Source organism: Pseudomonas sp. PME37.24/006 (assembly GCF_055556635.1).
Genome location: NZ_JBVHNL010000057.1, coordinates 1 through 278, shown reverse-complemented (window position 1 = coordinate 278; position 278 = coordinate 1). Strand labels below are relative to the sequence as shown.

The 278-nt window shown below is 60.4% G+C and carries 1 protein-coding gene; it reads left to right on the top strand.

Translation table 11 applies throughout. The features are described 5' to 3' along the window. A partial coding sequence (locus tag ACZ3GY_RS23840) for a type II toxin-antitoxin system RelE/ParE family toxin (protein ID WP_465912200.1) occupies positions 1-223 on the top strand: 223 nt, incomplete at its 5' end. Positions 224-278 lie beyond the last annotated feature (55 nt).

Sequence of the window (278 nt, the reverse complement as noted above, 5' to 3'; positions counted from 1 at the left end):
AGCACGCATCGATATCCGGCTTCGACGTCTATCGCTGGGAAACGCAGGAGACGTGAAACCGGTCGGTGAAGGCGTCTCCGAAATGCGCATTCATCACGGCCCGGGTTATCGCGTGTACTTCACCCAGCGGGGCGAGCAGATCGTGGTGCTGCTGGTCGGCGGTGACAAGTCGTCCCAGAAACGGGACATCGATCTTGCCAAGGCGCTCGCGCGCGAACTGTAGTCAGGAGGAGTCCATGCCCAAGACCAAGACCACTCTCTGGGATGCGGCGGATCAT